Source organism: Geodermatophilus sp. SYSU D00758, from assembly GCF_054049955.1.
The window spans coordinates 1-22,995 of the sequence record NZ_JBJGYK010000031.1; the positions used below are offsets into that span (position 1 = coordinate 1).

Below are 22,995 nucleotides of genomic sequence, written 5' to 3' on the forward strand. Positions count from 1 at the left end.
GCGCGGCCAGGCGCCCCGGCCGGCCGCCGGGGGGGGGGGGGGGGGGCGGGCCCGCGCCCCGCCCCCCCCCCCCCCCCCCCCCCCCCCCCTCCGCTCAGGTCAGCTCGCGGGCCAGCTGCTCGAGGAACAGGCCGATGTCGGTGACGATGCCGATGGCCTGGGCGCTGCCGCGGTCGGCCAGCTTGGTCACCGTCGCCGGGTTGATGTCCACGCAGACCAGCGGCACCGACGCCGGGAGGATGTTCCCCGTCGCGATCGCGTGCAGCATCGTGGCGACCATGATGCAGAAGCCGACCCCCGGCAGCTGGGCCCGCATCGCCCGCTGACCCTCGAGGACGTCGGTGTGCACGTCGGGCAGCGGGCCGTCGTCGCGCACCGACCCGACCAGCACGAACGGCTTGCCGGCCCGCACCATCGCGTGCATGACCCCGCCGGTGAGGACGCCGGAGGACACGGCCCCCGCGATCGACCCGGCCCGCCGGATCGTGTTGATCGCCCGGATGTGGTGCTCGTGCCCGTGCGGCACGCCCGAGCCCTTGGCCAGGTCGACGCCCAGCGACGTGCCGAACAGCGCCGACTCGATGTCGTGGGTGGCCAGCGCGTTGCCGGCGAAGAGGACGTCGACGTAACCGGCCTCGACCAGCCGCACCATCGCCGGCGCCGCGCCGGTGTGGACGACGGCCGGCCCGCCGACCCACAGCACCTTCTGCCCGGCCGCCTTGACCTCCCGCATCCGCTCGGCGATCTGGCGCACCAGCACCACCTGCGGCTTCTCGCTCGAGGCCACCGAGGACATGAAGCCGAAGGCCTCCTCGTCCCCGCGGGCGACCGCGGGCGGCAGCTCGACCCGCACGCCGTGCGACCCGCAGACCACCTGCTCGCCGGCGCGGACGTCGCTCACCGGGACGGTGCGCACCACCGGCCGGCCGCCCTCCTCGGACACGACCAGCCCGCAGTCCATCTCGGCGCGGTCGACCGGCAGCCACTCGCGGTCGAGCCGCACGGAGGTGTCCAGGTTGGTCGTGGAGTAGAAGTCGTCGGGGAACACGCCGTCGGCGGGCGCCGGCCGCAGGGTCGCCGTCCCCGGGTCGACGGCGTTGGCGCCGTGGGTCTGCAGCCGCATGACGATGCGGTCGAGCAGGTCGGCGTCGGCGGCGCTGACCCGCACCAGCGCGCGGGACTCGTCCTCGTGCTGGCGACCGAGGTCCAGCTGCTCGATGCGGTAGTCCCCGCCGTACTCGAGCACGTCGTCGAGGACCCGGGCCAGGGCGCCGGTGTCCATGAGGTGCCCGGTCAGGGCGACCGTCGTGGCGTGCGGTGTGGGGGTCTGCGTGGGCTCCACCCGCCGCAGGTTAGCGGCAGGACCCCGGCCCTCCGCCCCGCCCGCGCGGGCCGTCAGACGACCGCGCCGTCGTCCCCGTCGTCGTCCAGCGAGCGCTCGCGCATCCGGGAGAGCAGCAGCCAGGCACCGCCGGCGACCGCGGCCACCCCGAGCACGAGGCCGGTGTCCCCGGACAGCCCCACCAGCCGCGGTGCGAAGACGAGGACGGCGCCGGCGGCCACGAGCAGCACCGCGTAGAGGGAGGCGGGGGAGGGGGCCGGGACCGGCGGGGGCGGCGGCGGCTCGTAGTGCTCCTCGGGGAGGTCGAGCAGGTCGGGCTCGGCCGGGACCGGGGCCGGGGCGTCGGCCTCGCCGCCCACCGTCCGGCCGTGCTCGGCCTCGAAGGCGGCGACGATGCGCGCCCACTCGGCGTCCTCGTCGACGTCGGGCCGGGACGCGCGCGGCGCCCGGGTGCGCTCGGGGACGTGCTCGTCGGCGTGCTGGTCGACCAGGGCGCGGCCCTCGCCGACCCGGGCCCGGTCGACGAACAGCCGGTCGGTCGGCGGGCTCGGCAGCGACACCGTGCGGGTGTAGGGCTCCACGTCGGCCGAGGGCTCCAGGTAGGCGGCGATACCGGCCTCGCGCAGGACGTCGAGCAGGTGCTCCCCGACCCGCGGGTCGACGTCGCGCAGCGGGGACCACAGCGCGGCGTCCAGGCCGTTGTCGCGCCGTCCCCGGCCGCGGCGCGGCCCGCTCACGCGCCGGCCTCGCGGGCGGGCGTGCGGGCGCGGATCCACTCCACGGAGCCGGCCTGGATGCGCGGTGCGTCGTTGTCCAGGGTGGCCACGTGGTAGCTGTCCTCCAGGAGGACCTCGGTGACGTCGGTGCTGCCCACCTCGGCGAGCAGCACCCGGACCGACGCCGGCTCGACCACGTGGTCGGTGACGCTGCGGAACACCAGCAGCGGCGCGGTCACCGAGCCCAGCCCGGCGCGGGTCGCCGTCCACAGCCGACGCAGCCCCAGGACGGCGCGGGTGGGCAGCCGGCCGTAGGCCCGCTCGGTGACCCCCGGCTTCTTGATGTCGTCGGCGATGGCCCGCCAGCTCGGCGTGACCCGGGCCAGCAGCGGCAGCAGCTTGGCGTCGAGCCGCTCGGTGAGCAGCGACGGGTTGACCAGGACCAGGCCGTGGACGTCGTCGGGGCGCAGCTGGGCCAGCCGGAGCGCCAGCGTGCCGCCCATGGACAGCCCGGCCACCACGACGCGGTCGCACTCCCCGGCCAGCTCGTCCAGGGCGGCGGAGACCGCCTGCACCCAGTCCTCCTCGGTGCTGAGGTTGCAGTCCTGCCACCGGGTGCCGTGGCCCGGTAGCAGCGGGGCGCGGACGGCGAAGCCCTCGGCGGCCAGGTGCTCGCCCCAGGGCCGCATGCTGAACGGGGAGCCGGTGAAGCCGTGCACCAGGAGCACGCCGGTGCCCTCGCCGGCCGGGCCGCCGGGGTGGGAGAAGGGCTCGGCGCCGGGCTGCACCTCGGGGTCGGGCACGGGTCCTCCTCGGCGTCCGGGCCGGGCCCGGCGGGTACGTCACGGCTGGTCCGGCGGACGGGACGGGCTCGATTGTCGTCCTGCCGCCGGGCTCCTTAGTCTGGCAGCCCCCGAGGGAGGCGTGTTGTTCTACTGGTTCCTCAAGTTCGTGGCCATCGGCCCGGTCGTGAAGCTCGTGCTCCGGCCGCGGGCCGAAGGCACGTCGCACGTCCCCCGCACGGGGGCGGCGATCCTGGCCAGCAACCACCTCTCGGCCGCGGACTGGGTGTTCATGCCGCTGGCGCTGCGCCGGCGGGTGACCTTCCTCGCCAAGTCCGAGTACTTCACCGGTCGCGGCGTGAAGGGGTTCCTGCAGCGGGCCTTCTTCGCCGGCGCGGGCCAGGTCCCCATCGACCGCTCCAGCGCCTCGGCCGCGGAGAACGCGATCCGCACCGGGCTGCGCCTCCTGCGCGAGGGCCGGCTGCTCGGCATCTACCCCGAGGGCACGCGCTCGCCCGACGGCCGGCTGTTCCGCGGCAAGACCGGCGTGGCGCGCATGGCGCTCGAGACCGGGGTGCCCGTCGTCCCGGTGGCGATGGTCTACGAGCCGCGCTCCCTGCCGCTGGTCGGCCGGAGGCTGCCGCGGGTGTGCGTGCGGTTCGGGCAGCCGCTGGACTTCAGCCGCTACGAGGGCCTGGCCGGTGACCGCTTCGTCGAGCGGTCGATCACCGACGAGATCATGTACGAGATCATGACCCTGTCCGCGCAGGAGTACGTCGACGTCTACGGCGCCCGGGTGAAGAAGTCGATGGACGCCACCGGGGCCAGCGCGGCGGAGGTGCTGCTGCGGATGATGCCGCCGGCCGAGGAGTCCGCCGAGCGCGCACCGGAGTCCCTGGCGGGCTGACCCTGCGGGGACGGGGTCGGTGACCCACGATCGGACCGTGTTCCGTCGACCCCGTCGTCCTCCCCGGTGAGCCTGGACCCGACCGGCCTGGTCTACGCGGCCGCGGGGGTCGCGGCGCTGCTGGCCGCCGTCCTCCCGCGCGTGCTCTCCCGGGCGCCGGTCTCGATGCCCATGGTGTTCGTGGGCATCGGCGTCGTGGCGTTCGCGCTGGCCGACGGGCTGCCGACACCCGACCCGCTGCGGCACGAGACCGTGGCGGTGCACCTGACCGAGCTGGTCGTCATCGTCTCCCTGATGGGCGCCGGTCTGGCGCTGGACCGGCCGGTCGGGCTGCGCCGGTGGGGGACGACCTGGCGGCTGCTGGCGGTCACCATGCCGCTGTCGGTGCTGGCCGTGGGACTGCTCGGGAGCTGGCTGCTGGGGCTCGGCGCGGCGGCCGCCGTGCTGCTCGCCGCCGCACTCGCGCCCACCGACCCCGTGCTGGCCACCGAGGTCCAGGTCGGCGAGCCGGGGGACGGCGAGCAGGACGAGGACGAGACCCGGTTCGCGCTGACCTCCGAGGCCGGGCTCAACGACGGCCTGGCGTTCCCGTTCACCTACGCCGCCGTGGCGATCGCCGCCGCCGGCCTGGCCCCCTCCGGCTGGCTCGGCGAGTGGGTGGCCCTCGACCTGCTGTGGCGGATCGCCGCGGGCGTGGCGGCGGGTGTGGCCGTGGGCTGGGTGCTGCGGGCGATGTTCTTCTCCCGGCCGGCCGAACAGGCCCGCCTGGCCGAGCGCGCCGAGGGCTTCGTCGCCCTCACCGGTGTGCTCCTGGCCTACGGCGTGGCCGAGCTCGTCGAGGGCTACGGGTTCATCGCGGTCTTCGTGTGCGCCTGCACGGTGCGGGCCGCCGAGCGACGGCACGGGCGGCACCGGGTCCTGCACGCCCACGTCGAGCAGCTGGAGCGGGTGCTCACCGTCGTCGTCCTGCTGCTGGTCGGCGGCGCGGTCGCCCGGGGGGTGCTCGCCGGCCTCGGCTGGGCCGAGGTGGCGCTCGCGGCGGCCTTCCTGCTCGTGGTGCGACCGCTGGCCGGGTGGCTGGGCCTGGCCGGGAGCGGCACCGGGCGCCGGGAGCGGCTGGTCATCGCCGCCTTCGGCATCCGCGGCGTGGGCTCCCTGTACTACCTGGCCTACGGGCTGTCCGAGGCCGACATCCCCGGGGGCGGGCAGCTCTGGCGGGTGACGGTGCTGGTCGTCGTCGGGTCGATCGTGCTGCACGGGGCGGCGGCCGCGCCGGTGATGGGCTGGCTGGACCGCCACCGCGCGCAGGCCGCCCGCCGGCTGCACGGGACGGAGGCCGCGGCTCCGGTCACGGCCACCTGAGGGGCCCACCTACGGTGGGCGCCGTGCGGCGGTACTTCTACGACACCGAGTTCATCGAGGACGGCACCACGATCGACCTGGTGTCCATCGGGGTCGTCGACGAGGCCGGGCGGGAGTTCTACGCGGTCAGCACCGAGTTCGACGAGCGGCGGGCGATCCCGTGGGTGCGGCGCAACGTGCTCGACCAGCTGCCGCCCCCGGCCGACCGGGCGTGGCGCAGCCGCAGGCGGATCCGCGAGGACCTGCTCGCCTTCCTCACCGGCCCGGGCGAGGAGGTGGAGCTGTGGGCCTGGTTCGGCGCCTACGACCACGTCGCCCTGTGCCAGCTGTGGGGGCCCATGACCGCGCTGCCCCGGGCGGTGCCGCGGTTCACCCGAGAGCTCCGGCAGCGCTGGGACGACCGGGGTCGGCCGTCCCTGCCGCCCAAACCGGCCGGCAGCCACGACGCGCTGGTCGACGCCCGGTACAACCTGGCCCGCTGGCGGGCCATGGAGGCCGCCGGCGGCTGACCGGGGTCCGACGGCCCCGTTGCGATCACGTGACGACGCCGGCGGGCGTGGCGGCGCTGCCGGGGGAGCGGCAGAGTGCGCCGCGTGGACGCGCTACCCGCCGACGCGACCGGGTCCGTCACCGCCCGCATCGCCGAGGCCGTCGCCCGGGAGCACGCCCTGCCTGCGGGGCTGCTGGAGGGCTACCTGGTCGCGCTGGTCGCCGTGGCCCGCACCGGCGGCCGGCTCAGCGCCGAGGACGAGGAGGCCTGCCGGCGGGCCGGCGGGGAGGCCGCGGCCGCGGGCGTCGGGCTGCCGGTGCTCGTGGACCTCTACATGTCCGCCTCCCGGCGGCTGTGGCCGTGGCTGCCGGAGCTGGTCGCCGCCGGCCGCGGCCGGCCGGTCCGCACGGCGGAGCTGGTCGCCCTGGGCGAGGCGGTGTGGCAGGCGGCGGACACCGCGCTGGCCGCGCTGGCCGGGGGGCACGGCGAGGCGCAGCGGCAGGTGGTGCGCCGCGAGGAGGCGTTCCGCCGCGAGTTCGTCGAGGACCTCCTCGGCGGCGGCTCGGACGTCGGGTCGCTGGTCGAGCGCGCCGAGCACTTCGGCCTCTCGCTGGCCGGCACCCACCTGGTGCTGCTGGCCGCCACCGACCGGGCCGCGGACTCCGGCATGCCCGTGGCCGCCCTGCTCGAGGACGACCTGCGGGCCCGTGCGGCGCACCGCGGGACGCTGGTCGCGGTCAAGGAGGGCCGGCTGGCCGTCGTGCTCGCCGTCCCGCCCGCGGCCGGTCCCGCCGCGCACGCGGCCGCGGCGGAGGAGCTGGCCGCGCGGGCCGGTCCGGCCGTGGCCCGGCTCACCCGCCAGGTCACCTGGCGGGCCGGGGTCGGTCGCGCCCACCCCGGCCCGCAGGGCGTCGCCCGCTCCTACCTGGAGGCGCTGGAGGCCCTCGACGTCGCGGCGCGGCTGGACCTGCCGCAGCGCGTCACGCACGCCCGCGACCTGCTGGTCTACCGGGTCCTGCTGCGCGACGAGGACGCGATCGCCGACCTCGTGGGCACCGTGCTGGGCCCGCTGACCGCGGCACGGGGCGGGCCGGTCCCGCTGCTGCGCACCCTGGAGACCTGGTTCGCCGCCGGGCGCAACTCCGCCGAGACCGCCCGGCGGCTGCACCTGTCGGTGCGGGCGGTCACCTACCGCCTGGAGCGGGTGCGCGAGCTCACCGGCCACCGCCCGGGCGATCCTGCCGCCGACCTCCCCCTGCAGGTCGCGGTCACCGGGGCGCGGCTGCTGGACTGGCCGCGCACGCCCCTGCCCGGGGCGTGACCGCCGCCCGTTCCCTGCCGGGACCCGGCAGGTGCCGGGACCAGGAGACGTCCCCGGCCGCACCTGGGCGCGCGGGCCGGTTGCCGACGAGCATCCGGTGCATGCGTGCCCTCTCGCACCCGGTCGCACCTCCCGCGCCCGAACGGCGCACCGCCCGGCACCGGTTCCCGGCGCAGGACGGCGGGGATCCGTGGTCGGAGGGGCTGAGCGCGGAGATCCGCACCGGGCCCGCCGGGCCGGTCGTGGTCGTCCGCGGGGACCTGGACGCCACCGGGGAGCGGCTGGTGACCGCCGTCCTCGAGTACCTGGCGGCGGTCGGGGGCGGCCCGGTGGCGGTCGACCTGCGGGCGGTCCCGTTCGCCGACAGCCACGGGCTGGCGCCGCTGCTGCGCCCGGGTGTCGTCCTCGTCGCCGCCTCCCCGGCGGTGCGGCGGCTGCTCGCGCTGATGGGTGCCCGTCCGTGCCGCGGCGTGCCGCCGGTGCCGTCGCGCCGGCCCGGCGGGTCGTCCCGGGCGGGGTGAGCGGTCGCTGCCGCAGCCTGGCAGGCGACGCCCGGCCGGCCGTGCCGGTCGCGGCCCGGGTGCGCACCCGCCGGCGCGGCAGCGCAGCGGGCAGGCCCGCCGGGAGGCGCCGGACCGGGGGGAGGAGGTGACCGTGGGGGACCCGACCGGACTGCCCGCCTGGTGCCGACCCCTGGCCCGGGCCGGGAGGCGCGTGGTCCCGCTGGTCGCCGTCCCGGTGTCCCTGCTCGGTGCGCTGCTCCTCCCGACCTGGACGGTCCTCGGCCTGGGACCGCTGCTCGGCCTGTTCGCCGCCGGGGTCGTCCTCACCGCCGAGCCCGTCGGCCCGGTGCGGCCGCGCACCCGGCGGGCCGCGGCGCTCGCCGGTGCCGTCGGGGTGCTGGCGCTGCCGTTCGCGGCCGGCACGCACCAGCTGGCGCCGGGCGGGGGCGTGCTGGTCGTCCTGGTGCTCGTCCTCGGGTCCGCCGCCGCGCTCGAGTTCGTGGTCGCGGCGGACGACGACGGGCCGGCGGACGACGTCCTCCCCTCGCTGCCCACCCCGCAGCTGGTGGCCGTGTGGGAGGCCGCCGGTGCGGTGCTCGACCGGTGGTCCTCGCCCCGCGACCGCGCGCGGGCGGTGCGCCGGCGCGCGGCGGTGCTCGACGAGCTGACCCGCCGGGACCCGGAGGGCGTCGCGGCCTGGCTGCGGGCCGGCGGCGACCCGCCGGGGCCGCACACCCGTGCCGACGCGGCCGGGTGAGCCCGGCCGGTCGCGCCCGGCGCGGGCGGCGGGGGCCCGCCGTCAGCCGCGCAGGGCGGCCCAGTCCTCGGGGTGGGCGCGCAGGTGCTCGGCGAGGGTCCGCGCCGGGTGCCCGGTCAGCCGGGGCACCACGTCGGTGACCTCGGCCAGCTCGCCCGCGGCGATCGCCAGGTAGCTGCTCACCCACCCCTCGACCTCCCAGTCCGGGTGCCCGGAGGGGCGGCGGGTGGCCCAGGCCTCCTCGACCGTCTGCTCGCGGTACGCGGCCGGCAGCCCGGTGACCTCGGCGAGGACGGCGGCGGCCTCGGCCAGCGTCAGCGCCTGCGGGCCGGTCACCGCGAGGACGGCGCCGTCCAGGGCGGGGGAGTCGTCGAGCAGCGCCGCCGCGCCGACCTCGGCCAGGTCGTCACGGGAGACGAAGCTCGCCCGCCCCTGCCCGCCGGGGGCGGCGATGACCGCCCGGCCGTCCTCCCGGGTGGCGAAGAAGGGCACGAAGTCGGCGTACATGCCGTGCCGCAGGACGGTCGTCCGCACCCCGGTGGCCGCCAGCGCCGCCTCGGTGGCGGCGTGCTGGCGGGCCAGGGTGAAGACCGCGTCCGGCGCGGCCCCGAGGAAGGAGGTGTAGACGACGCACTGCACGCCGGCGTCCGCGGCGGCCCGGACGGCGGTCAGGTGCTGCTGCAGCCGGTCCTCCGCCTCGGCGGCCGAGACCAGGTAGAGCGTGTGCACGCCGGCCAGCGCCGCGGTCATCCCCGGGCCGTCGGCGTAGCCGCCCGGCACCGGCACCACCTCGGCACCGGGCAGCACCGGGGCCCGGGTGGGGTCGCGGACGACCAGGCGCAGGGCCGGTGCCGGGGCAGCGGCGGCGAGGTGACGGGCGACCCGCCCCCCGAGCGCACCCGTGCTCCCGGTGACGGCGATCACGCGTGTCCTACGGGTACGACCTGGACCTGCGGCATCATGACCGCAGCCAACCGCTCTCGGGCCACGGACCTTCCCGGAGGACGTACATGCGCATCGGCATCCTGACCGGCGGCGGCGACTGCCCCGGGCTCAACGCGGTGATCCGCGCGGTGGTCCGCAAGGGCGTCACCCACCACGGCGACGAGGTGGTCGGCTTCCGGGACGGCTGGCGCGGGGTGCTGGAGGCCGACACGCACGACCTCGACCTCGCGGCGGTCCGCGGCATCCTCCCGCGCGGCGGCACGATCCTCGGCACCTCGCGCACCAACCCCTACGCCATCGAGGGGGGTGCCGACCGGGTGCTGGCCACCCTGGAGCGGCTGGGGATCGAGGCGCTGGTCCCCATCGGCGGCGAGGACACCCTCGGGGTGGCCACCCGGCTGGCCGAGGCCGGCGTCCGGGTCGTCGGCGTGCCCAAGACGATCGACAACGACCTCGACGCCACCGACTACACCTTCGGCTTCGACACCGCCGTCGGCGTGGCCATGGAGGCCATCGACCGGCTGCACACCACCGGCGACAGCCACCACCGCACCCTCGTCGTCGAGGTGATGGGCCGGCACGCCGGGTGGATCGCCCTGCACGCCGGGATGGCCGGCGGGGCCAACGTCGTGCTCATCCCCGAGCAGCCCTTCGACGTCGACGCCGTCGTGACGCACTGCCAGCACCGGTTCGAGTCGGGGTTCTCGCCGATCGTCGTGGTGTCGGAGGGTGCCGCCCCGAAGGGCGGGGAGCTGGCGATGCAGACCGGGGAGACGGACGCCTTCGGGCACGTCCGGCTCGGCGGGATCGGGATCGGGCTGGCCTCCCTCATCGAGCAGCGCACCGGGCGGGAGGCCCGCGCCGTGGTCCTCGGGCACCTGCAGCGCGGCGGCACGCCCTCGCACTTCGACCGGGTGCTGGCCACCCGCTTCGGCCTCGCCGCCATCGACGCCGTGCACGACGGCGAGTCGGGGGTCATGGTCGCCCTGCGGGGCACCGACATCGTGCGGGTGCCGCTGTCGGCGGCCACCGCCCGGCTGAAGCTGGTCCCCGTGGACCGGTACGCGGAGGTGGAGGTCTTCTTCGGCTGACCGGGGGCCCGCCGTACCCTTGGCAGACGTGAGCCTCAGCGATCCCGCCCAGCTGGTCGACGGCCTGGACCGGTGGCGGGACCTGCCCGCCGCCCAGCAGCCGCAGTGGCCCGACCGCGCCGCGCTCGACACCGTGCTGTCCACGCTGTCGTCGGTGCCGCCCATCGTCGCCGCCAGCGAGGTGGACGAGCTGCGCACCCGGCTGGCCCAGGTGGCGCAGGGCAAGGCGTTCCTGCTCCAGGGCGGCGACTGCGCCGAGACCTTCGACGAGAACACCGACGCGCACCTGCAGAGCACCACGCGGACGCTGCTGCAGATGGCCGTCGTCCTCACCTACGGCGCGAGCGTGCCGGTGGTGAAGGTCGGCCGGGTGGCCGGGCAGTACGCCAAGCCCCGCTCGTCGGACACCGACGCCCTCGGCCTGCCGTCCTACCGCGGCGACATGGTGAACTCGATCGAGCCGGTGCTGGAGAAGCGGATCCCCGACCCCAACCGGCTGGTCCGCGCCTACGCCAACGCCGCGGCGGCCATGAACATGATCCGCGCCTACGCCCGCGGCGGGCTGGCCGACCTGCACGCCGTGCACGACTGGAACAAGGACTTCGTCGCCAACTCCCCGGCCGGCGTGCGGTACGAGGTGATCGCCCGGGAGATCGACCGGGCGCTGGCCTTCATGAAGGCCTGCGGCGTGGATGACACCGCCCTGCGCGGGGTGGAGCTGTACAACTCGCACGAGGCGCTCGTGCTCGACTACGAGCGGGCGCTGCTGCGCGTCGACGCCGGCCGGGCCTTCGCCTCCTCGGCGCACTTCGTCTGGATCGGCGAGCGCACGCGGCAGCTCGACGGCGCGCACGTGGAGTTCATGTCCCGCATCGCCAACCCGATCGGCGTCAAGATCGGCCCGACGACGACGCCGGAGCAGGCCGTCGAGCTCGTCGAGCGGCTCGACCCCGACGGGGTGCCCGGCCGGCTGACCCTCATCAGCCGGATGGGCAACGGGAAGATCCGCGACGTGCTGCCGGCGATCGTGGAGAAGGTCACCGCCAGCGGACACCAGGTCGTCTGGCAGTGCGACCCGATGCACGGCAACACCCACGAGTCGCCCACCGGCTACAAGACCCGGCACTTCGACCGGATCGTCGACGAGGTCCTCGGCTTCTTCGACGTCCACCGGGCCCTGGGCACCTGGCCCGGCGGCATCCACGTCGAGCTCACCGGCGAGGACGTCACCGAGTGCCTCGGCGGGGCCATGGAGATCAGCGACGAGGACCTCAACAGCCGCTACGAGACCGCCTGCGACCCGCGGCTGAACACCGGGCAGTCGCTGGAGCTGGCCTTCCTGGTCGCCGAGATGCTGCGTGGCTGAGCCCACCGGCCCCGGCCCGGTGGACCTCCGCTCCGACACCGTCACCCGCCCCACCCCCGGCATGCGCCGGGCGATGGCGGAGGCCTGCGTGGGGGACGACGTCTACGGCGAGGACCCGTCGATCCGGGCGCTGGAGGAGCGGGTCGCCGACCTCATGGGTCACGAGGCGGCGCTGTTCGTGCCGTCGGGGACCATGGGCAACCAGATCGGCATGCGCCTGGTCTGCGAGCCCGGCCAGGAGGTGCTCTGCGACGCCGACGCGCACGTGGTCACCTACGAGATGGGCGCCGCGGCCGCGGTCTTCGGCATCTCCACCCGCACCGTCGTGTCCGGCACCGGCCGGCTCGACGTCGACGCGCTGGTCGCGCAGGTCCGCCCGCACGGTGACTGGCACCTGACCGCCACCGCCGCGGTCGCGGTCGAGAACACCCACAACCGGGGCGGTGGGCTGGTGCAGCCGCTGGGCGAGCTGCAGCGGCTGTGGGAGTGGTCGCGGGGCGCCGGTGTGGCGGTGCACCTCGACGGCGCGCGGATCTGGAACGCCTCGGTCGCTTCCGGGGTCGACCTGGCCGCCTACGGGCGGCTGGCCGACACCGCGTCGGTGTGCCTGTCGAAGGGGCTCGGTGCGCCGGTCGGCTCGGTGCTGGTCGCCTCGGCCGAGCGCATCGCGGTCGCCCGGCTCTGGCGCAAGCGGCTCGGCGGCGGCATGCGGCAGGCCGGGGTGCTGGCCGCCGCGGGGCTCCACGCCCTCGACCACCACCTGGGGCGGCTGGCCGAGGACCACGCGCACGCGCGGCTGCTCGCCGAGCGGCTCGGCGTGGACCCGGCGGGCGTGGAGACCAACATCGTGCGCATCGACGGCGTCAACGCGCCCGTGGTGGCCGAGGCCGCCAAGGCCCGCGGCGTGCTGGTCAGCCAGGTGGCCCCGACCCGGCTGCGGCTGGTCACCAACCTCGACGTGGACCGTGCCGGGGTCGAGCGCGCGGCGCAGGTTCTCGCGGAGCTGCTCGACCGCTGACCCGCGCACGCGGACGGGCCGGCAGCCGGGCTGCGACCGGGCCCGGGCCCCGCTGTCGGCACGGGGCCAGGGGCCTGCGGGGTCGGTCTACTCGGTGTCGCCGGCCCCGGTGGTGGGGTGCTCGACCTGGCCGGCGAGGTACAGCTGCTCGCCGAGGGTGTCGAGCAGGTGCAACTGGGTCTCGAGGTAGTCGATGTGGTGCTCCTCGTCCTCGAGGATGGACTCGAAGAGGTTCTTGCTGACCCGGTCGCCCACCGACTCGCAGTACGGGATCGCCTCGCGCAGCCGGGCGAGGACCTCCACCTCGATGGCCATGTCGGACTCGAACTGCTCGCGGACCGTCTGGCCGATCCGCAGCGGCAGCAGCTTCTGGTAGTTGGGCAGGCCCTCGAGGAAGAGGATGCGGTCGGTGAGCCGCTCCGCGTGGGTCATCTCCTCGATGGACTCCTTGCGCGTGTACGCCGCGAGCCTGTTGTACCCCCAGTTCTCCTGCATCTTGGCGTGCAGGAAGTACTGGTTGATGGCGGTCAGCTCGCTGGTCAGCTGCTCGTTGAGCAGCTCGATCACCCGCGCGTCACCCTGCATGGGGTCTCTCCTCGGCTCGGCTGCGGCCGAGGCTAGCGGGAGCGCCGCGCGGGGACCGGGCCGGGTCGGCCTCGCCGAGGGGACCCGACCTCACGCGGCGGGCTCCCGGAGTTGCAGCCCGTGCAGCGGGTCGGTGGCGCGCAGCCGGTCGCAGATGCGGTCCAGGCAGCTGCCGCAGCCGGTGCCGGCCGCGCAGGCGTCGCCGACCTCCTCCTCGGTCCGGGCCCCGTCGGCGATGGCTGCGGCCAGTTCGTGCTCGCTGACGGCGAAGCAGATGCACACGTACACGCTCGGCGCTCCCGGGTGGTGCAGGCAAGGCACGCCTAAGTTAGCCCAGCCTGACCTGGCTGCCAACCGGCCAGGTCAGGCGGCGTCCTCCGCCGTGGACGGCAGCAGGGAGCCCAGCAGCGCGATGTCGGCGGCGTGCCCGGCCCACGGGACGCCGTCCTTCTCGCTCGGCGTCTCCACGACCACCGCGACGCCGGCCGTCGTGCGGTGGGCGAGCAGCTCGGCGAACGGCCCGAGGCCGTGGGCCCCGCCGCCGATGGTGCCGGCCCCGATGGTGGTGTGCCGGTCGCGCCGGGAGCCGCAGCCGTCGAGCGAGTCGTTGGCGTGCACCAGGCCCAGCCGCCCGGGGCCGACCGCGGCCTCCAGCGCGTCGAGGGTCGCGGTCATCCCGCCCGGAACGGACAGGTCGTGCCCGGCCGCCCAGGCGTGGCAGGTGTCGAAGCAGACGCCGACCAGCGGGTGGTGCTCCAGGGCGGCGAGGTAGGGGCCGAGGTCCTCGACCGTGGCGGCCAGGGAGCACCCGCCGCCGGCGGTCGGCTCGACGAGCAGCCGCGGCCCGTCCTCCGGCGCGGCCTCGAGCACCGGCAGCAGCCGCTCGTGCAGCTGGCGGAGGGCGTCGTCGTAGCGGTCCTCGCCGACCGCCGAGCCGGCGTGCACCACCACGCCGCGGCAGCCGAGCTCGGCGCCGCGGGCCAGGTTGTGCGCGACGGTGGCGACCGACCGCTCGACGGTCGCCTCCGACGGGGACCCGACGTTGACCAGGAACGGCGTGTGGATGAACGACGGGACGCCGCGCTCGGCGCAGCCCTCGACGAAGCGGGCGTCCTGGCGGGGGTCGCCGGCGGTCAGCCGCCAGCCGCGGGGGTTGCCGACGAAGACCTGGACCGCCCGGGCGCCGACCGCGTCGGTGTAGGCCAGGCCGCCGGTGGCCAGGCCGCCCCTGATCTGGATGTGCGCGCCGATCGGCGGGGGGTGCATGGACCTACCCGAAGCTCAACAAGAGGTTGACGGTCGTGCCCTGGTCGACGACCTCGCCGGCCGCGGGACGCTGGCGGTAGACGCGGTCGCCGGTGATGAAGGTCTGGAACTCGGGGACCAGGCCGGCCTGCTCCAGGATGGCGACGGCCTCCTCCTGGCTGCGGTCGGACACGTCCGGCACGGTCACCTGCGGCACCCCGGCGGAGACGGTGATCGTCACGGTGCTCCCGTAGGGGGCCTTCTCGCCGGTCACCGGGGTGACGGCCATGACCTCGCCGGTGTCGACGTCGGCGCTGCGGCCCTCGTCCCGGGCGACGCGGAAGCCCAGCGCCTCGAGGTTCGCGGCGGCCTCGTCCGGGGAGAGGCCGACCAGCGCCGGGACGGCGACCGGCGCGGGCCCGCGGCTCACGTAGACGGTGAGGTCCTGGCCCCGCTGCAGGGGCGTGCCGGCCTCCGGCTCGAACCCGGAGACGTGGCCGACGGGCACGTCGTCGCTGTAGTCCTGGACCTCGGTGCGGACGACGGGCACGTCCTCGAGCTCGGCGCGGACCTCGTCCAGCGGCAGGCCGACGAGGCCGGTGCGCACCTCGAAGCGCTCCTGGCCCCGCGACACCACCAGCTCGACGTCGGTGCCGCGGATCGCCTCGCCCCCGTCGGGGTCGGCGGAGATGACCACGCCCGCCGGGACGTCCTCGCTGAACCGCTCCTCGGCCACGACCGGGTCGAGGCCGGCCTCCTGGAGCAGGTCCAGCGCGACCGCCTGCTCGCGGCCGGCCAGCGAGGGCACCGTCGTCCAGCGGCCGGAGCCCAGCCACCAGCCCACGGCACCGATCGTCACGAGCATGAGGAGCACGACCGCCACGGCCAGCCGGGCGCGGCGGCGGCGCACCGCCTGGGGGACGCCGGGTCGCGGGCGCTCCGGCGGGCCCGGCCGGCGCCCGCCGACGTCGGTGGTCGGGCCGGCGCCCATGCCGGGCAGCGTGCTCGTGCGGGAGCCGCGGCCCGGCCGGCTGCCGCCGGGGCCGAGCACCTGGGTGCGCGGCTCGCCGGGGTCGCTGGGGTGCCGCGGCCGGGGGCGGGTGGGCCGGTTGGTCGGCCGCAGGGTCCCCGGGCCGGCGTTGCTGCGGCCGGTGGGCACCGGCATGCGCTCGACGCCGAGGTCGCTGCGGACGTCCTCGAGGTCGGCGAGGAACGCGCCGGCGTCCAGCGGGCGGACGGCGGGCTCCCGGCGGGTCGTGCGGGTCACCAGCTCGTCGACCTGCCACGGGATGCCGGGCACCTCCGCCGAGGGCGGCGGCATGTCGTGGTGGACGTGCTGGTAGGCCACCGCCAGCGGGGTGTCCCCGCCGTAGGGCGGGTGGCCGGTGAGCATCTCGTAGAGGACGACCCCGGCGGCGTACACGTCGCTGCGCGCGTCGGCCTTGCCGCGCTCGAGCTGCTCGGGGGAGAGGTAGGCGACGGTGCCGATGAGCACCCCGCCGGTGTGGCTGGTCTGGCCGGTGCCGGTCAGGGCACGGGCCAGCCCGAAGTCGGCGACCTTGACCACGCCGTCGACCCCGATGAGCACGTTCTCGGGCTTGATGTCGCGGTGCACGATGCCGGCGCGGTGCGCGGCGGTCAGCCCGGCCAGCACCGGCTCGAGGACGGCGAAGGCCTCGGCCACCGTCAGCCGGCCGCGCGCCTGGAGCAGGTCGCGGAGGGTCCGCCCCCGGACCAGCTCCATGACGAGGAACACCAGCCCCTGGTCGCTGCCCTGGTCGCTGACCGAGACGACGTTGGGGTGGCCGAGCATGGCGGCGGCCCGCGCCTCCCGGGTGAACCGGTCGACGAAGGTCGGGTCGTGGGCCAGGTGCTCGGCCATGACCTTGACCGCGACGGTGCGGTGCAGGCGCAGGTCCTGGGCCGCGTAGACGGTGGACATCCCGCCCCGGGCCAGCCGTTCCTGGAGGTGGTAGCGCCCCTCGAGAACGAGGCCGACCACGGGGTCGGTCACGGCGGTGTCCACGCGGCCGAGTGTAGGAGCGTCGCCGCCGGTCACGGCCGGTACACGCGGGCGCGGCCGGGTGTGGCGGTTCACCCGTCACACCCGGCACGGGGCACACCCCCGTCGAGCGGGTCGGGGTGTGCCAGATCGCGCGAACTCGCACCGGTGCGGTGCTGGGCCGTGCGAGATCGCGCGATCTCGACGGGCCGGGCTCAGGCCAGGTCGAGGCCCGGGTAGAGCGGGTGGGCGGCGAGCAGCTCGTCGGCCGCGGTGCGGGTCCGGTCGGCGACGCCGTCGGCGATGGCGTACCGGGCCTTCGACGGGCTGCCGTCGCGGGTGGCCGTCGGCCGGGTCGCGCCGAGGACGTCGACGATGAGCTCGGCGGTGCGGTCGAACTCGGCCGCGCCGAACCCGCGGGTGGTCAGCGCGGGGGTGCCCAGCCGGACGCCGGAGGTGTACCAGGCCCCGTTGGGGTCGGCCGGCACGGCGTTGCGGTTGGTCACGATGCCGGCGTCCAGCAGCGCCGACTCCGCCTGCCGGCCGGTCAGCCCGAAGCCGGACACGTCGACGAGCACCAGGTGGTTGTCGGTGCCGCCGGTGACCAGCCGGGCGCCCCGGCGGGTCAGCCCCTCGGCGAGCGCCTGCGCGTTGTCGGCCACGGCCTGCGCGTAGCCGGCGAAGTCGGGACGGCGGGCCTCCGCGAGCGCGACGGCCTTGGCGGCCATGACGTGCGGCAGGGGGCCGCCGAGCACCATCGGGCAGCCGCGGTCGACCGCCTCGGCGTACCCCGGCTGGGCCAGCACCATGCCCCCGCGCGGCCCGCGCAGCGACTTGTGCGTGGTGGTGGTGACGACGTGGGCGTGCGGCACGGGGTCGTGGTCGCCGGTGAACACCTTGCCCGCGACCAGCCCGGCGAAGTGGGCCATGTCGACGACCAGGGTGGCGCCGACCTCGTCGGCGATCTCGCGCATCCGGGCGAAGTCCACCCGGCGCGGGTAGGCCGAGTAGCCGGCCATGAGGATCAGCGGCCGGAACTCCCGGGCCCGCGCGCGGACGGCGTCGTAGTCGAGCAGCCCGGTCTCCGGGTCGGTCCCGTAGGAGGACTGCTCGAACATCTTGCCGCTGATGTTGGGGCGGAAGCCGTGGGTCAGGTGGCCGCCGGCGTCCAGGGACATGCCGAGCATCCGCTGGTCGCCGAGGGCGTGGCGCAGCCGGGACCAGTCGGCGTCGGTGAGGTCGTTGACGTGCCGCACCCCGGCCTCGGCCAGCGCGGGGGCCTCGACCCGCTGGGCGAGCACCGCCCAGAAGGCGACGAGGTTGGCGTCGATGCCCGAGTGCGGCTGCACGTAGGCGTAGGGGGCGCCGAAGAGCTCGCGGGCGTGCTCGGCGGCCAGCGCCTCCACGGTGTCGACGTTCTGGCAGCCTGCGTAGAAGCGGTGCCCGACGGTGCCCTCGGCGTACTTGTCGCTGAACCAGTTGCCCATGGTGAGCAGCACCGCGGGGCTGGCGTAGTTCTCGCTGGCGATCAGCTTGAGCGAGGCGCGCTGGTCGGCGAGCTCGGCGCCGATGGCCTCGGCCACCCGCGGCTCCACCGCGCCGATGACCTCCAGGGCGCTCGCGTAGGCGGCGCTGGCGGCGGCCGCGGTGGGGGTGGGGGGCACGGTCACGTCGGTCATGGGAGCACTCCAGCGCAGGGTCGACTCGGGAGGGGTGCCCAGGCGCCCGGCGGGGTGGTGCGAGCCGCTCCCCGGTGGTCGGTCCCACCTCCATGCGCCAGTCACGGCCCCGCCGGGAATGGTAGCCGCGGCACGGCGGGCAGCCGGACCTGATCCCTCCGACCTAGGCTCGTCCCCATGGAGACGCTCACCCCCGCGGAGGTCGCCGCGCTCTTGGGGGTCTCGCCGAACCGGGTCCGCCAGCTGCTGCGCGAGCGCAAGGTCCTCGCCGTCCCGGGCAGCGGGGGCAGCCGCATCCCCGCCGACTTCTTCCGGGACGGCGCCGTCCTCAAGCACCTGCCCGGGCTGATCACCGTGCTGCGGGACGGCGGGTACGCCGACGAGGAGGTCTTCGACTGGCTGTTCCGGGCCGACGAGTCGCTGCCCGGCACCCCGGTCGAGGCGTTGCGCGGCGACCGGCACACCGAGGTGACCCGCCGGGCCCAGGCCCTGGCCTTCTGATGCGCCGCCCTGACCTGGTGGCGTGCCGGGGCGCGGAGAACGGGTCCCCGGCACTCCACCGGGGGGCGGCATGGGCTCCCTGACCTACCTGGCGCTGCTGGCCGGCTGCCTGCTGGTCACCGCGCCGCTGGAGCTGGTCCTCCGGGTGCGCGTGTACGCCCGCTGGCGCCGGCTGCTGCTGGCGCTGGTCCCGGAGCTGGTGGTCTTCGTCGTGTGGGTGCTGTACGCCATCGCCGAGGGGCACTGGGACTACTCCGACACCCGCACCCTCGGCGTCCGGCTGCCGGGCGGGATCCCGCTGGAGGAGGTGCTCTTCTTCCTCGTCGTGCCGCTGTGCGCGGTGCTGGCGCTGGAGGCGGTGCGCAAGGTGACCGGTTGGGACGCCGGCTACCCCGCCGAGGAAGCCGAGGTCGGCCGGTGAGCTACAGCGCGCTGGCGGTGGCCGCCGTGGTCGCCGTCCTGGTGGTGGACCTCGCCGTGCTCCGCACCCGCATGGTCACCCGGCCGGTGTTCTGGGTGGCCTACGCGATCATCGTGTCCTTCCAGCTGCTGATGAACGGCGTGCTCACCGGCCTGGACGTGGTGACCTACGACCCGGGCACGATCTGGGGGCCGCGGATCGCCTACGCGCCGGTCGAGGACCTGCTGTTCGGCTTCGCCCTGGTCACCCTGACCCTGGCCAGCTGGGCGGCGGTCAACCGGCGCGCGAACACCGCCAGGCGGCGCGGCTTGGGCACCCGCACCCGGCGGTCGAGCACCCGGTAGTCGGCCCGCTCGATCTCGGTGAGGATGCCGCCGTAGAGGGCGGTGGCCGCCCGCACGCAGTCCCGGGACTCCGGCGCCAGCATCGGCGTCCCCGGGGCCGCGTCGTCGTAGCGGCGGCGCACGATGGCCACCATCTCGCGCATGAGCTCCCGGAAGCGGGCGTCGTGGCGCCTGGCCTCGAGCTGCTCCCGGGTCACGCCGTGCGCGGCCATCACGTCGGCGGGCAGGTAGACCCGGCCGCGGTCGACGTCCTCGGCGACGTCGCGGAGGAAGTTGGTGAGCTGGAAGGCCTCGCCCAGGGCGATCGCGTGCGGCGCGGCCTCCTCCCGGGCCACGCCGGGGGCGGTGCCGAGCACCGGGAGGACCTGCAGGCCGATGACCGCCGCCGAGCCCCACATGTAGCGGTCGAGGGCGGCCATGTCGGCGTAGCCGGTCACCTCCAGGTCGCTGGTCATCGCGGCGAGGAAGTCGACGAGGTGCTCGACGGGGATGGCGTACCGGCGGTAGGTGTGCACCAGGGCCAGGCGCACCGGGTCGTCGGACCAGCCGGCCTCCAGTTCGGCCAGGGCGGCCCGGGACCAGTCGGCCAGGTCGCCCGCGGGGTCGGGCCCGGGGTGGTCGACGAGGTCGTCGGCGGTCCGGGCGGCGGCGTAGAGCGCGTGCACCGCCGGGCGGCGGTCGCGGGTGAGCAGCCGGGTGGCGAGGTGGTAGCTCTTGCCGTGCGCGGCGGCGATGCGGGCGCAGTGCCGGTAGGACGCGTCGAGCCGGGCCTGCTGCTCGGCGGTCGTCGGGGGGCGACCGGTGAGCGTCACCGGGCCCCCTCCAGCCGGGCCGGGGCGGCCGCGCCGGCGCGCTGCACCGGGCCGGTGATGCGCTCGGCGGCCAGCCGGCCGCTGATCAGCACCATCGGGACGCCGACCCCCGGCTGCACCGACGAGCCGGCGAGCACGACGTTCTCCGGGCCCGAGCGCGGCAGCGTCGGCGGGCGGAACGGCCCGGTCTGGCCGAAGGTGTGCGCCAGGGCGAACGGCGTCCCGGCCGCCATGCCCTGCGCGGCCCACGTCAGCGGTGTGTCCATGCGCTCCACCTCGATCGCGCCGGTGATCCCGGTCCAGCCCCGCGCCTCCAGCACCGCGAGCACCTCGTCGCGGTAGCGGGGGGCCAGCGCCGTCCAGTCCAGGTCGGGGTTGCCGCCGCTGCGCCGGTCCAGGTTGGGGGTCGGCGCGACGATGCTCAGCACCTGCCCGCCCTCGGGGGCGAGGGACCGGTCCGTGGCCGACGGCATGCTCACCAGCAGGCTCGGGTCGGTCATGGGCCGGCCCAGCCGCGTCAGCTCGTCGAAGACCTCGCGCCAGGCCGCGCCGAAGGTGATGGTGTGGTGCGCCTGCCCGGGCAGCTCGGCCCGCACGCCGACGTGCAGGGCCACGCAGGAGGGGGAGTAGACCGGCCGGCGGGGCCCGCGCAGCCCGGGCACCAGCCGGTGCGGCGCGTCCACGGTGACGACGACCGCGTCGGCCGGCAGCCGCCCGCCGTCCTCGGTGCGGACGGCGGTGACCCGCGACCCGCGCGTCTCCAGCGCCTGCACGCCGCAGTCGTAGCGCAGCGTGACGCCGGCGTCGGCCGCCGCGGCCGCGAGCGCCCGGGGCACCGCGGCGATGCCGCCCACCGGGTGGTGCACGCCGGCGCCGATGTCGAGCTGGGCGATGACCGCGTACGCGGCGATCGCCCGGAACGGGCTGACCCCGGCGTAGAGGGCCTGGAAGCTGAACAGCCGGCGCAGCCGGTCGTCGGTGAAGGCCCGCTCGACGTGCCGCGACAGCCGGCCGAAGCCGCCCCGGCGGACCAGCCGCACGAGCTCCGGGCCGAGCAGGTCCAGCGGGGTGTCGAGGTTGCGGTCGATGAACGTGTCGCGCTGCAACCGGTAGAGGTCGGCGAGGTCGGCGAGGTAGCGGCGCAGCCCGGCGGCCTCGGCCGGCCCGCACAGCGCCTCCACCTCGGCGGCGAAGGCGTCGGGGTCGGCGTGCACGTCCAGGTGCGAGCCGTCGGCGAACTGCGCCCGGTAGCTGGTCCCCAGCGGCAGGAGCTCCAGGCGGTCGGGGAGGTGCTCGCCCACCGCGGCCAGGGTGTCGGCGAGCACCTCGGGGCCGGTGAACACCGAGGGCCCGGTGTCGAGGGCGTAGCCGCGGTCCTCCACCCGGCCGGCCCGGCCGCCCGGCCCGGGCCCGCGCTCGACGACGGTGACCTCGCGCCCGGCGCCGCGCAGGCGCAGTGCGGTGGCCAGCCCGGCGAGCCCGGCGCCGACGACGACGACCCGGTCGGTGGGCCCGGGGACGGTGCGGACCATCAGGCGGTGCGGCTGGTCGCGGCCACGGCCAGCGCGTCGAGGGCGGCGCGGGCGGGCTCGGTGACGGGGGCGTCGGCGATGCCGCCGCGGGCCAGGGCGGTGCGCTCGGTGATCCGCTGCTCGACCCGGGCCCGGGCGCCCGTGGCCTCGATCAGCCGCCGGAGCGCCTCGAACTCCTCGGGCCCGGCCTCGGCGTTGCCCAGGAGGTCGGCCAGCAGCCGGCGGCCGGCGGCGTCGGCCGCCTCCTCGGCCAGGGCGATGAGCAGCGTCCGCTTGCCCTCGCGCAGGTCGTCGTCGGCGGACTTGCCGGTCACCGAGGGGTCGCCGAACACCCCGAGGACGTCGTCGCGCAGCTGGAACGCCTCGCCGAGCGGCAGCCCGATCGCCGTGTAGACCTCGGCGGCGCGCGCCCCGGCGCCGGCGATGGCCGCCCCCAGCTGCAGCGGCCGCTGCACGGTGTAGCCGGCGCTCTTGTAGCGGGCCACGGTCAGCGCGCCCTGGGCACCGGGCAGCCCGCCGGCGGCCCGCAGCAGGTCGAGGTACTGGCCGGCGGTCACCTCGGTGCGCATCGTGTCCCACACCGTCCGGGCGCGGGTCAGGGCGGCGGGGGAGATGCCCGAGCGCCGCAGCAGCTCGTCGGACCAGACCAGGGCGAGGTCGCCGACGAGGATCGCGGCGCCCACCCCGAAGGCCGCCCCGTCCCCGGCCAGCGCGGAGTCCCCGTGCAGCCGGGCGAAGCCGACGTGCGTGGCGGCGCGGCCCCGGCGGGTCACTGCGCCGTCCATGACGTCGTCGTGGACCAGGGCGCTGGCGTGCACGAACTCCAGCGCGGCGACGGCCCGCAGGACGGCGGCGTCGTCCTCGCCGGGACCCTCGCCGGCGAGGCCGCGCCAGCCCCAGTAGGCGAACAGGGGGCGCAGCCGCTTGCCGCCGTCGGCCAGGGCGCACAGCTCGTCGATGACCGGGGTGAGCGACGGGTCCATCGCCGCCAGGGTCTCGCGCTGGCGGCCGAGGAACTCCTCCAGCGCGTCCGACACCGCCGCCCGGACCCGGGCGAGCTCGGCGGCGTCCTCGGGCCGAGCCGGGGGCAGAGGCCTCGGCGCGAGCTGCTGCTCCCCGGTCGTCACCGTCCGAGTATCGCCCGAGACCGATCGGTGGGGCACGACCGGCTGGGGGTGGTCGATCAGGGTCACGGGCCCTCCTGGTCCGGACGGTGCGCGGTTCACGCGCTCCCTTCGCCCGGGGAGCCGGGGACGGATGCACCCGCGCGGCGG

Annotated in this window: 23 protein-coding genes, 1 pseudogene and 1 riboswitch; of the genes and pseudogenes, 12 read left to right on the top strand and 12 right to left on the bottom strand. The window is 76.4% G+C overall.

What is annotated here, in order from left to right:
- Nucleotides 1-94: 94 nt before the first annotated feature.
- The 3 genes from ACI8AC_RS18950 to ACI8AC_RS18960 are packed head-to-tail and all read right to left on the bottom strand — an operon-like array spanning nucleotide 95 to nucleotide 2,861.
- A complete protein-coding gene (locus ACI8AC_RS18950; RefSeq protein WP_456899387.1) occupies nucleotides 95-1,342 on the bottom strand; it encodes an ornithine cyclodeaminase, nickel-pincer nucleotide-dependent in 1,248 nt (415 codons plus the stop codon).
- A gap of 53 nt (nucleotides 1,343-1,395) precedes the next feature.
- Complete coding sequence (locus ACI8AC_RS18955; RefSeq protein ID WP_456899388.1) at nucleotides 1,396-2,079, bottom strand: hypothetical protein; 684 nt, start codon at nucleotides 2,077-2,079, stop codon at nucleotides 1,396-1,398.
- On the bottom strand, nucleotides 2,076-2,861 hold the full coding sequence (locus tag ACI8AC_RS18960) for an alpha/beta hydrolase (protein WP_456899389.1): 786 nt from the start codon (nucleotides 2,859-2,861) through the stop codon (nucleotides 2,076-2,078). The genes ACI8AC_RS18955 and ACI8AC_RS18960 overlap by 4 nt, the downstream gene beginning before the upstream one ends.
- Nucleotides 2,862-2,982: 121 nt before the next feature.
- Between ACI8AC_RS18960 and ACI8AC_RS18965 the strand changes: the two genes are divergently transcribed.
- From ACI8AC_RS18965 to ACI8AC_RS18990, 6 genes are all read left to right on the top strand, one after another.
- Nucleotides 2,983-3,747 carry a lysophospholipid acyltransferase family protein gene (locus tag ACI8AC_RS18965; protein ID WP_456899390.1) on the top strand — a complete coding sequence of 255 codons (765 nt, stop codon included), beginning with the start codon at nucleotides 2,983-2,985 and terminating at the stop codon, nucleotides 3,745-3,747.
- Nucleotides 3,748-3,813: 66 nt separating this feature from the next.
- Nucleotides 3,814-5,109, top strand: a complete 1,296-nt coding sequence (locus ACI8AC_RS18970) for a cation:proton antiporter (RefSeq protein ID WP_456899391.1) — start codon at nucleotides 3,814-3,816, stop codon at nucleotides 5,107-5,109.
- Nucleotides 5,110-5,132: 23 nt separating this feature from the next.
- Nucleotides 5,133-5,618: a polyadenylate-specific 3'-exoribonuclease AS gene (locus tag ACI8AC_RS18975; protein WP_456899392.1), complete on the top strand. Its 486-nt coding sequence runs from the start codon at nucleotides 5,133-5,135 to the stop codon at nucleotides 5,616-5,618.
- A gap of 84 nt (nucleotides 5,619-5,702) precedes the next feature.
- The gene (locus ACI8AC_RS18980; protein ID WP_456899393.1) at nucleotides 5,703-6,920 is read left to right on the top strand and encodes a PucR family transcriptional regulator; all 1,218 of its coding nucleotides are present in this window, start codon (nucleotides 5,703-5,705) and stop codon (nucleotides 6,918-6,920) included.
- 101 nt (nucleotides 6,921-7,021) lie between these two features.
- Entirely contained in the window at nucleotides 7,022-7,441 is a 420-nt protein-coding gene (locus ACI8AC_RS18985; RefSeq protein WP_456899394.1) for an STAS domain-containing protein, read from the top strand.
- A gap of 133 nt (nucleotides 7,442-7,574) precedes the next feature.
- On the top strand, nucleotides 7,575-8,180 hold the full coding sequence (locus ACI8AC_RS18990) for a hypothetical protein (protein WP_456899395.1): 606 nt from the start codon (nucleotides 7,575-7,577) through the stop codon (nucleotides 8,178-8,180).
- Nucleotides 8,181-8,222: 42 nt separating this feature from the next.
- Here ACI8AC_RS18990 and ACI8AC_RS18995 read toward each other — a convergent pair whose 3' ends face one another.
- Nucleotides 8,223-9,104, bottom strand: a complete 882-nt coding sequence (locus ACI8AC_RS18995) for an NmrA family NAD(P)-binding protein (RefSeq protein ID WP_456899396.1) — start codon at nucleotides 9,102-9,104, stop codon at nucleotides 8,223-8,225.
- A gap of 86 nt (nucleotides 9,105-9,190) precedes the next feature.
- Between ACI8AC_RS18995 and ACI8AC_RS19000 the strand changes: the two genes are divergently transcribed.
- Genes ACI8AC_RS19000 through ACI8AC_RS19010 form a run of 3 tightly spaced genes read left to right on the top strand, consistent with a single transcriptional unit; the run spans nucleotide 9,191 to nucleotide 12,600 of the window.
- Nucleotides 9,191-10,216 carry a 6-phosphofructokinase gene (locus ACI8AC_RS19000; protein ID WP_456899397.1) on the top strand — a complete coding sequence of 342 codons (1,026 nt, stop codon included), beginning with the start codon at nucleotides 9,191-9,193 and terminating at the stop codon, nucleotides 10,214-10,216.
- 28 nt (nucleotides 10,217-10,244) lie between these two features.
- Nucleotides 10,245-11,582, top strand: a complete 1,338-nt coding sequence (locus ACI8AC_RS19005) for a class II 3-deoxy-7-phosphoheptulonate synthase (protein ID WP_456899398.1) — start codon at nucleotides 10,245-10,247, stop codon at nucleotides 11,580-11,582.
- Entirely contained in the window at nucleotides 11,575-12,600 is a 1,026-nt protein-coding gene (locus ACI8AC_RS19010) for a threonine aldolase family protein (protein WP_456899399.1), read from the top strand. The genes ACI8AC_RS19005 and ACI8AC_RS19010 overlap by 8 nt, the downstream gene beginning before the upstream one ends.
- 87 nt (nucleotides 12,601-12,687) lie before the next feature.
- On the opposite strand, the gene bfr is transcribed toward ACI8AC_RS19010, so the two are convergent.
- From bfr to ACI8AC_RS19035, 5 genes are all read right to left on the bottom strand, one after another.
- Nucleotides 12,688-13,185: a bacterioferritin gene (gene bfr, locus ACI8AC_RS19015; protein ID WP_456899400.1), complete on the bottom strand. Its 498-nt coding sequence runs from the start codon at nucleotides 13,183-13,185 to the stop codon at nucleotides 12,688-12,690.
- 90 nt (nucleotides 13,186-13,275) lie between these two features.
- The gene (locus tag ACI8AC_RS19020) at nucleotides 13,276-13,473 is read right to left on the bottom strand and encodes a (2Fe-2S)-binding protein (RefSeq protein ID WP_456899401.1); all 198 of its coding nucleotides are present in this window, start codon (nucleotides 13,471-13,473) and stop codon (nucleotides 13,276-13,278) included.
- Between the two features lie 75 nt (nucleotides 13,474-13,548).
- On the bottom strand, nucleotides 13,549-14,451 hold the full coding sequence (locus tag ACI8AC_RS19025; protein ID WP_456899402.1) for a deoxyribonuclease IV: 903 nt from the start codon (nucleotides 14,449-14,451) through the stop codon (nucleotides 13,549-13,551).
- 4 nt (nucleotides 14,452-14,455) lie between these two features.
- Nucleotides 14,456-16,456 (bottom strand): Stk1 family PASTA domain-containing Ser/Thr kinase, encoded by a 2,001-nt coding sequence (gene pknB / locus ACI8AC_RS19030; protein ID WP_456899403.1) that lies wholly within the window; start codon nucleotides 16,454-16,456, stop codon nucleotides 14,456-14,458.
- Between the two features lie 191 nt (nucleotides 16,457-16,647).
- Nucleotides 16,648-18,111 carry a glycine hydroxymethyltransferase gene (locus ACI8AC_RS19035; protein ID WP_456899404.1) on the bottom strand — a complete coding sequence of 488 codons (1,464 nt, stop codon included), beginning with the start codon at nucleotides 18,109-18,111 and terminating at the stop codon, nucleotides 16,648-16,650.
- A 29-nt stretch (nucleotides 18,112-18,140) separates the two neighbouring features.
- Nucleotides 18,141-18,226: riboswitch (ZMP/ZTP riboswitch) on the bottom strand.
- 62 nt (nucleotides 18,227-18,288) lie between these two features.
- Between ACI8AC_RS19035 and ACI8AC_RS19040 the strand changes: the two genes are divergently transcribed.
- From ACI8AC_RS19040 to ACI8AC_RS19050, 3 genes and pseudogenes are all read left to right on the top strand, one after another.
- Nucleotides 18,289-18,612, top strand: coding sequence for an Rv2175c family DNA-binding protein (locus tag ACI8AC_RS19040; RefSeq protein WP_456899405.1), 324 nt, complete (start codon nucleotides 18,289-18,291; stop codon nucleotides 18,610-18,612).
- A 70-nt stretch (nucleotides 18,613-18,682) separates the two neighbouring features.
- Nucleotides 18,683-19,033: a lycopene cyclase domain-containing protein gene (locus tag ACI8AC_RS19045; protein WP_456899406.1), complete on the top strand. Its 351-nt coding sequence runs from the start codon at nucleotides 18,683-18,685 to the stop codon at nucleotides 19,031-19,033.
- A gap of 56 nt (nucleotides 19,034-19,089) precedes the next feature.
- Nucleotides 19,090-19,239: pseudogene (locus tag ACI8AC_RS19050) on the top strand (lycopene cyclase domain-containing protein); the annotation flags it as partial.
- Here ACI8AC_RS19050 and ACI8AC_RS19055 read toward each other — a convergent pair.
- From ACI8AC_RS19055 to ACI8AC_RS19065, 3 genes are read right to left on the bottom strand one after another with little or no spacing between them, the layout of a single operon-like run.
- Nucleotides 19,236-20,189, bottom strand: a complete 954-nt coding sequence (locus ACI8AC_RS19055; RefSeq protein ID WP_456899407.1) for a phytoene/squalene synthase family protein — start codon at nucleotides 20,187-20,189, stop codon at nucleotides 19,236-19,238. The pseudogene ACI8AC_RS19050 and the gene ACI8AC_RS19055 sit on opposite strands and share 4 nt — an antisense overlap.
- Nucleotides 20,186-21,721, bottom strand: coding sequence for a phytoene desaturase family protein (gene crtI / locus ACI8AC_RS19060; protein WP_456899408.1), 1,536 nt, complete (start codon nucleotides 21,719-21,721; stop codon nucleotides 20,186-20,188). The genes ACI8AC_RS19055 and crtI overlap by 4 nt, the downstream gene beginning before the upstream one ends.
- The gene (locus ACI8AC_RS19065) at nucleotides 21,721-22,914 is read right to left on the bottom strand and encodes a polyprenyl synthetase family protein (protein WP_456899409.1); all 1,194 of its coding nucleotides are present in this window, start codon (nucleotides 22,912-22,914) and stop codon (nucleotides 21,721-21,723) included. The genes crtI and ACI8AC_RS19065 overlap by 1 nt, the downstream gene beginning before the upstream one ends.
- Nucleotides 22,915-22,995: the final 81 nt, after the last annotated feature.

Bases quoted from the DNA above. Each gene is read 5' to 3' on its own strand.
- ACI8AC_RS18985 (WP_456899394.1), top strand. From the start codon at position 7,022: ATGCGTGCCCTCTCGCACCCGGTCGCACCTCCCGCGCCCGAACGGCGC.
- ACI8AC_RS19000 (WP_456899397.1), top strand. From the start codon at position 9,191: ATGCGCATCGGCATCCTGACCGGCGGCGGCGACTGCCCCGGGCTCAAC.
- bfr (WP_456899400.1), bottom strand. From the start codon at position 13,185: ATGCAGGGTGACGCGCGGGTGATCGAGCTGCTCAACGAGCAGCTGACC.
- ACI8AC_RS19025 (WP_456899402.1), bottom strand. From the start codon at position 14,451: ATGCACCCCCCGCCGATCGGCGCGCACATCCAGATCAGGGGCGGCCTG.
- ACI8AC_RS19035 (WP_456899404.1), bottom strand. From the start codon at position 18,111: ATGACCGACGTGACCGTGCCCCCCACCCCCACCGCGGCCGCCGCCAGC.
- ACI8AC_RS19040 (WP_456899405.1), top strand. From the start codon at position 18,289: ATGGAGACGCTCACCCCCGCGGAGGTCGCCGCGCTCTTGGGGGTCTCG.
- ACI8AC_RS19045 (WP_456899406.1), top strand. From the start codon at position 18,683: ATGGGCTCCCTGACCTACCTGGCGCTGCTGGCCGGCTGCCTGCTGGTC.
- crtI (WP_456899408.1), bottom strand. From the start codon at position 21,721: ATGGTCCGCACCGTCCCCGGGCCCACCGACCGGGTCGTCGTCGTCGGC.